Here is a 7,913-nt window from a genome sequence, read left to right as displayed (position 1 = left end):
AGCAGAAGACTGCCCGGAAGTTGCAGAAACCCCAGCAGATGAAGCAGAAGACTGCCCGGAAGTTGCAGAAACTCCAGCAGAGGAAGCAGAAGACTGCCCGGAAGTTGCAGAAACCCCAGCAGATGAAGCAGAAGACTGCCCGGAAGTTGCAGAAACTCCAGCAAAAGAATGTTAATAAGAAAATCTCTGAACAGGTAAGCCCTGCAGATATTATACAAGACCATTGAATAAGTAGAATCAATTGGCCAGAAAATAACTTATGTGCCGGAGGGTTAGACACACTCTCCGCACAAAAAGTTAAAATGCAACCATTGGATGTAACTATTTTTCAGATAACTTTTTTAACATTTTTAAAATCGTAAATTTACCTGATTTTTGGATATATCAAAACTCGTTGACTCTCCTTTGCATAGATTTCCTTAATTATGCGATTGAAACTCGGCTTTCGGTGTCCTCTGCGGTTCCTTAATATAGCGCTTGATTGCGTAAGAGGTCACGTTTCCAACGGATCGATAGAACTAAAGGAACAAAAAGAAAAGCCAGCGAGAGTTAACTTCATCCCCGACCTGCAAGGCGGGGTATTCATGACCCTCCACCCCTCCAAAGTAATTAAACCTGAAGAAAGCCAGAGTAAAGAATCAAACTTCAATATTTTTCTTCCGCGAATTTCCGAAATAATATGCGCTATCGATTTATATTAGCTGCAATTATGTATTATAGTAGATGAAACATATCGCTAGCAGCTATTCTTTTTAGTCATTATACTTTTGATCACTCCAGATGATCAGATTAGGATTCTACCGAAAAATATTATTACCTCGATTATATAAATCCGCCGAGGAAATATGAAGGACAACAATTCAGGGAAAAACTCCCTGCTTCCGAAAGAAAAAGAAGAAAAAATCCTGGTTGACCCTTACGGGCGCAAAGTAACCGGGCTTCGCATATCCATCACGGAAAGGTGTAACCTTGCCTGCATGTACTGCCATAATGAAGGAGCAGACTGCTGCACCTGCGGCCCCTTAGGGCACGAGATGAGCCCGGAACTTATCTGCGGGATTGTCCGGGAAGCAGAAAAATTCGGAGTCCGCAAAGTAAAGTTCTCGGGGGGGGAACCTCTTTTCAGAAAGGACTTTGAAGAAATCCTTGCCTGTCTCCCCTCCCTTAAAGAAGTCTCGGCAACCACAAACGGCATCCTGCTTGAAAAGCGTGCAAAAACCCTGAAAGCTGCAGGCCTGGACAGGGTAAATGTGAGCCTGGACTCTCTTGTCCCAGAAAAATACGAAGCGATTACCGGAGCTCCTAAGGGCTCTCTTGAGAAAGTAATAAAAGGTATCGACAGCGCAGTTGAAGCTGGACTGACACCTGTAAAGCTGAACATGGTGCTCCTGAAAGGCATAAACGACAATGAAATCGATGCAATGATGGATTTTATCCGTCCTTATGAAGGAAAAGTCATCCTGCAGCTGATTGAACTCATGGATATTGGCCCGCAACTTTCAAAGTATACTATTGACTCGAAAGCCCTCGAAAAAAGCCTTGAGGAAAGGGCAAGCGAGGTTAGGGTCCGGCACCTGCACCACCGGAAAAAGTACATTATCGGCGGAGTGGAAGTGGAATTCGTGCGGCCAATGGACAACTCGGAGTTCTGCGCCCACTGCAGCAGGCTAAGGGTCACAGCCGATGGAAAGTTCAAGCCCTGCCTGCTTGTACATGATAACCTTGTTGATGCCCGGGAAGCAAAGAGCCCCGAAGAGATCGAAAAACTTCTCAGGCTTGCAGTAAGTCGGAGGAAACCTTACTGTACTCCTGTAATAGGGATCGAAATAAGGAAAAAGACAAAAGAAGACATAAAAAAGTAGATGAAAGAAAAGAAGAAAAATCTGGAAAATAAGGAGGAAAAAAATGAAAATTGAACTTTCAGTAGACGACAGAAAAATTCCCACGAACGAGTTTGTCCAGAAAATCTTAGGAAACGTGATCAAAGCGATGGTTGAGTCGCTCCACACCATTGACGATGAATGGAAGGAAATTTCCATAAAAGTAGAAAAGGAATAAAACAAAAAACAAAACGGAAAAAAGAATAAAACAAAAAATAAAACAGGGAAAAAGAATAAAATAAAAGAATAAAACGGGGCTCCCGGCTGAAAGGGGAAAACCAGTATTTTCTCAGGAAAGATCTTATCCTTCTTTTTTAAAAGCTATTTTATTCTTTTTTCAGTGCGCCTTTCCTTCTGTTTCAGAGACTATTAAGGGCTCAAGGGCTCAGAGATATTTTTCGATCTCTGAAAACTCTATTCTTGCCGTTGAGTCCAGGGTAATCGGAGTTATTGAGACGTGCCCTTTCTGCATGATGGCATGCACATCGGTCCCTTCCTCTTCTTCGCGGATAAGGTCTCCTGCAATCCAGTAATACGGTCTGCCCCTGGGGTCACGCCTCTCTTCAACGTCAGTTTTGAAGACCTTCCGCGCAAGGCGGGTTATTTCTATGGGGGTGTCTTCTTCGGCATGGTAGGGAATGTTGATGTTTAAAAGGTCCACATTTTCAGGCATACCGTACCTGAGGACGTTTCGAGCCACTCTGTTTACGATTTTGATCCCGGCTTCGAAGCGTTCTCTGTGGTAGTCCCTGGGATCGTCGAATTTCTGCCCTTCGTCAAGCACCTGCATGGAGGCGGCAATTGCCGGAACGCCATAGCTTGCAGCTTCAAGGGCTCCTCCGATAGTCCCTGAGGTGGTGATCGTATCCGTGCTGATGTTCTCTCCAATGTTAAAGCCCGAGAGCACCAGGTCTGGCATTTGTTTGAGGATGGTAAAGATGCCCAGAATTACAGAATCCGTTGGAGTCCCACCCACAGCATAAGCAGGTGCGCCTCCTACATCGGTTTTTGTAATCCGGAGGGGTTCAAAGATAGAAATAGAACGTCCGACCCCGCTCTGCTGGACAGAAGGAGCCGAAATCGTAACTTCCCCCAGGTCCGAAACACTGTCAAAGGCAGCTTTCAGGCCAGTCGAATAAACACCATCATCATTTGTAACAAGAATTTTTGGGACCATTAGCGTTCCCATAAGTTTCCGGATAATTTAAAATTTATGGAAAAGGGCTTCATATGGAAGAACAGTCATCCCTATCGGATGACAAAGCCTAAAAAGTGACAACGGGAAATAAATAAAACATGAGAGGGAAATTAAAAACAAAAAAATGCAACGGCAAAAGTGCCGAAGCAAAAAATAAATCACAGGGCTGTTTGTTTAGCATTTGCTGAGCCCTGGTTCTTTTTGGACTGAGAAGGTTTATTTTTGATTTGAGAATGCTTCTTTTTATGGCTATTAACCGGTTATTTTAGTTCCGATTAGCTTTTTTAACCTGAGGGTTTTTGAAACAGGCGGGGTATTAGAGTAGGGTGTCTGATCCACCCTATGTAGATTGTTTCAACCCCAGGCGTTTTGAAGCCATGCTTGAAGCAAAGCCCCCTTTTCTACGGATGACTTACACAGTTATGAAACGGAACCTGACAGACATGAGCTTTGAAAAAGCATTTTGCCTTAACGTTTGGGGCCTCAGATTTACGTTTCTCATTTTCGTTCTCGTTTCATATGAGTACGATTGAGCTGCATAAGTACTGCCATAACAAAAGCGGCAGCCGTCTGTCTGCTTTAACTGACCACTGGTGCCCCACAGGGTCCCCCTTAACTGTAGTCCGGAAACATTTCGTTTCAGTAGAAAGCAGATTTTTCAATTTAACCTCGAAAGGAGGCAAACCTGCAGTACCATATTAACTGCAGTTTTAAAGTACAGTTTCAAAGTACATTTTGAACCGTGTATTCATACAGGTGATAAACAGTTAAAGAAAACATTATCACCTTTATTGTTAGAAACTCCAGACTATGGACCCATTCCGCGATTTCCATAATCGTTTCCGTTTGTAAACTTTTCTCTTCTATTAAGGTTTTTATGATTTCTTTTAAACTTTTTAATAGCATTTTTACCATAACCCCACTGATAATGTATTCTATCAGACGTTAACTCAAAGCATTCTCTGTTTGAAAATGCCCGGTGTATAACGTATTCTACCCAACTCTATCTCAAAAAGGAGCCTTCTGTTCGAAGGCACCCTGCATAGTATACACTATCCGACGTAATCTCAAAGAGGCATCCCCATAGTGAAAATGCCCTAGTTTACCCCACCGACTCTAGCTTTAGAAGCTTGTGATATTAAAAGTTGTTGAGCTTGTATAAGAGAATTTTATATGACAACTCAAATAATATCCAGGCCCTCCAATGAACCTTTCAGGGATCAAGCATGAAAAAAAAGCTGAATATTAATAGCAAAAGAGAAAAGGCCACGAAAACGGAGCATAGCTTATAAACCCGGGATCGAAAAAAGAAGACGTTGAAGGAGATGTATTCTTTACCTGCATTTATCATGCAAAGCGAAATTTAAGTGCAAATCCGGCTGAGGACAAAATAAGGTAAAAGAAAAGTACACCGACATCTGTGGAAAGTCCATTGTAGAGTAGAAAAGTATATAAACAGTGTTTAAAAATATATAATAGGTTATTATACTGGAAGAATTATAATAGTCGTAATATAAACTGACCGAAAAGATCGGTTTTATGCCTGGGCCCTGGAATACAGTTTAATTTGATCCAAAACCGACAGCATAAATGTAATAATATTTCGTACTGTGATTGATGACTTTTGTTTAAAAGATATACATGATGTCGGAAAATCTGCTGAAAAACAGAGCTGGACTTGCCCCACTAATAGGAACAGCTCTTATGCTTGCTATTGTTTTTTTGATTGTGGCTCTTATAGCATCTGCTTTTTTTGCTGGAAATAATCCGGATAATTTAGATCCGGCCCCGCTTGCAGACCTCAGGGTTTATGAATATAACACCAGTACGCTGAAAATTGAGCACCTTGGGGGAGACTCTATAGACTTCAGCAATTCAACGACTTCCGTAATCCTTGATATGGCCGGAAAGAATAACCTCCTTGAGGCTTCAAACCTTGAAGTTTTGAAGGCAGGCGATATTAAACTGCTGCCTCTTAAAGACAGGAACGGAAATTTGATACCGATAAATGCAGGAGACCTTGTGACATTTAAGGTCATTGATCTCAGGACCAAAAAACCTGTTTTCATCCAGGAAATCAGGTTCATGAATGGGATTGATACGGAATATCAGCCAGGGAATGATACGAAATACAAGCCAGGGAATGATACGAAATACAAGCCAGGGAATGATACGGAATACAGGCCAGGGAATGATACGAAATACAGACCAGGGAATGATACGGAATACAAGCCAGAGATTGTTGGTTACTATTACCAGGGGACGCATTTCAATGGCCCCGCAGTTAAACATACTGATTCCAGGCTGAAGTTTGCAGAAAATACATATTTAGCCGCCAGTATTCATGGCAGCGACATCCAAAACTGGCCTTATGGTATCCTGAATACGCTGGATACTTTCAGTGTCGTTTATGAAGGCTTTATCAAAATAGAGCAGAATTCCAGTTATACATTTTATCTGACTTCAGATGATTGGGCACAGCTTTATATTGACGGCACAACTGTCATTAAAGAACCGAGCTCTTCAGCAAGGCATCCCACTACCACAAAAACAGGAACAATATATCTCCCTGCCGGTTATCATAAGATAAGAGTTGAAATGCGGGAGTATCAAGGGACCTCCATTCTTTTCCTTGAATGGTCTTCGGAATCCTTTTCAAAGTGCTTTGTTGACAGCCTTTACCATGAGGCTTCTCCCAACTAATTCAAAATAAAGCAAGTCCTGCCGAATTTTTACAACTTTATTATTATATTTCTGTCCGGCTCCCCGGAAAATCCGACTCAACCTTTTCAACAACCTGCCCCAGAGCAGTGCAAATTTAATATAATGATTCCCTTTATCCATCTAATATTTCGGACAAATCAAGAATTTACAATTACCCTATATCCCCCAATCAATTTCACGAGGATTATAAAATGGACAAGTACGAGAAGGTATTCGAGCTGGCAAAGCGCCGCGGCTTTTTGTGGAACTCTTTTGAGCTGTATGGCGGAAGCCGTGGGTTTTATGATTACGGGCCTCTCGGGAGCACGTTAAAGAGACGGATTGAGCAGATCTGGAGAGAGTTTTACGTTATCCAGGAAGGGCATATGGAAATCGAATGCCCGACCATAGGAATCGAAGATGTTTTTGTCGCATCCGGGCACGTGGGCGGCTTTTCTGACCCCCTCTGCGAATGCAAAAAATGCGGGGAAGCATTCAGGGCTGACCACCTTGTGGAAAACGTAATGAATGCGGCAGGAACCCTGAGTGCAGAACAGCTCACGCAGGTCATAAAAGAAAAAGGGATCACCTGTCCTGAATGCGGCGGAGAATTCAACGACGCCTATGAGTTTAACCTGATGTTCAAGACCACAATCGGACCCGGCACCGGAAGGCAGGGTTACCTCAGGCCGGAAACGGCGCAGGGGATGTTTGTGGACTTCCAGAGGCTGTCCCGCTTCTACAGGGACAAGCTGCCTTTTGGAGCAGTACAGATCGGCAAGTCTTACAGGAACGAGATTGCGCCAAGGCAGGGCGTAATAAGGCTCAGGGAGTTCACGCAGGCCGAGTGTGAGATCTTCGTTGACCCCAGGAACAAGAAACACCCCAACTTTGAGCGTTTTGCAGACAGGGAACTTAGTCTTTATTCGCAGGAGGCACAGCAGAAGGGCGAACCATTCAGGATAACCGTAAGAGAGGCCGTGGAAAAGGGAATCATTGCCCACGAGGTTCTGGGCTACAACATCGCGCTCACGAACGAGTTCCTGACAAAGGTAGGTATCGACCCTGCAAGACTCAGGTTCAGACAGCACCTGAAAGACGAGATGGCGCATTATGCAATCGACTGCTGGGATGCTGAAATCGAGACAGAACGCTTCGGCTGGGTAGAGATCGTGGGAATTGCCGACAGGACGGACTATGACCTTAAAGCCCATGCAAAAGTCAGCAAGACCGAGCTCTACGTTTATGTGGAATACGACGAGCCCAAAATGGTGACCCGTTTTGTTGTAAAACCAACCATGGGAAAGCTCGGCCCACTCTTCAAGGGCAAAGCAAAAGCCGTTGCAGATGCCTTAAAGCAGCTTTCAGAAGCAGAGCTCTCGATCTCAAAAGATCAAATCAAGGTCACCGTGGATGGGGAAGAACTGACAGTCAGCTCCGATGTGGTGGACTTTGCTGAGGAGACCGTAAAAGTCAGCGGAGAAAACGTAATTCCTCACGTGATTGAGCCTTCCTATGGTATAGACAGGATCTTCTACGGTGTCATGGAACACGCCTTTGACGAAGAAAACGTTGCTCAGAAGGCAGGCGAATCCGGACTTAAAGGTGCAGGAGAAGCAGAAAAGACAGAAAAAGAACCCGAAGCAGAAAAGGGTGAAAATGAAGGAGAAGGGGAAGAGGAAGCCCGCCTTGTGATGCATTTCTCAAGCGCAGTCGCACCTGTGCAGGTAGCAGTCCTTCCACTCCTGACCCGTAAAGAGCTTGCAGACCCTGCAAAAGAGATCATTGCAAAACTCAGGGAAAAGAACCTGCTTGTCAATTATGACGACTCCGGGACCATCGGGCGCCGCTACAGGAGAAACGACGAAATCGGGACTCCTTACTCAGTTACCGTGGACTACGACACCCTTGAAGATGGGACCGTTACAATCAGGGACAGGGACGCCATGCGCCAGGTCCGGGCCCCGATCGACGGAATCGAAAACGTGCTCTACGAATTGATCTACAGGGGCAGAGATTTCGAATCCGCAGGCAAGCCTTTTAACTTTTAAAATAAAGGATACTGCAATTCCTGAGCTGCGGGCTGAGAAGCCTGCAGCAAAACTTTTATTTTTTATTACGGATTAATATTA

General features: G+C 44.1%; 6 protein-coding genes and 1 pseudogene. 5 read left to right on the top strand and 2 right to left on the bottom strand.

All coding sequences use genetic code 11. The features are described 5' to 3' along the window. Nucleotides 1–384: 384 nt before the first annotated feature. Nucleotides 385–518: pseudogene (locus EO92_RS18360) on the bottom strand (IS200/IS605 family transposase); the annotation flags it as partial. A 327-nt stretch (nucleotides 519–845) separates the two neighbouring features. On the opposite strand from EO92_RS18360, the gene moaA reads away from it, so the two are divergent. Both moaA and EO92_RS18180 read left to right on the top strand, forming a co-directional pair. Beyond that, complete coding sequence (moaA, locus tag EO92_RS01330) at nucleotides 846–1,862, top strand: GTP 3',8-cyclase MoaA (RefSeq protein WP_048168802.1); 1,017 nt, start codon at nucleotides 846–848, stop codon at nucleotides 1,860–1,862. Between the two features lie 43 nt (nucleotides 1,863–1,905). After that, a complete protein-coding gene (locus tag EO92_RS18180) occupies nucleotides 1,906–2,058 on the top strand; it encodes a hypothetical protein (RefSeq protein ID WP_200895052.1) in 153 nt (50 codons plus the stop codon). 207 nt (nucleotides 2,059–2,265) lie between these two features. On the opposite strand, the gene surE is transcribed toward EO92_RS18180, so the two are convergent. Then, the gene (gene surE, locus EO92_RS01325; RefSeq protein ID WP_048135481.1) at nucleotides 2,266–3,069 is read right to left on the bottom strand and encodes a 5'/3'-nucleotidase SurE; all 804 of its coding nucleotides are present in this window, start codon (nucleotides 3,067–3,069) and stop codon (nucleotides 2,266–2,268) included. A gap of 335 nt (nucleotides 3,070–3,404) precedes the next feature. On the opposite strand from surE, the gene EO92_RS17370 reads away from it, so the two are divergent. From EO92_RS17370 to glyS, 3 genes are all read left to right on the top strand, one after another. Next, nucleotides 3,405–3,611: a hypothetical protein gene (locus EO92_RS17370; RefSeq protein ID WP_156165693.1), complete on the top strand. Its 207-nt coding sequence runs from the start codon at nucleotides 3,405–3,407 to the stop codon at nucleotides 3,609–3,611. Nucleotides 3,612–4,719: 1,108 nt separating this feature from the next. Next, nucleotides 4,720–5,781 (top strand): PA14 domain-containing protein, encoded by a 1,062-nt coding sequence (locus EO92_RS01315; RefSeq protein WP_082107903.1) that lies wholly within the window; start codon nucleotides 4,720–4,722, stop codon nucleotides 5,779–5,781. 212 nt (nucleotides 5,782–5,993) lie between these two features. Then, nucleotides 5,994–7,832: a glycine--tRNA ligase gene (glyS, locus tag EO92_RS01310; RefSeq protein ID WP_048168799.1), complete on the top strand. Its 1,839-nt coding sequence runs from the start codon at nucleotides 5,994–5,996 to the stop codon at nucleotides 7,830–7,832. Nucleotides 7,833–7,913: the final 81 nt, after the last annotated feature.

The sequence above is a fragment of the Methanosarcina sp. 2.H.A.1B.4 genome, assembly GCF_000979385.1.
GTDB lineage: Archaea > Halobacteriota > Methanosarcinia > Methanosarcinales > Methanosarcinaceae > Methanosarcina.
Note: the sequence above shows the minus strand (reverse complement) of the source record. Positions and strands in the feature narration are given on the sequence as shown.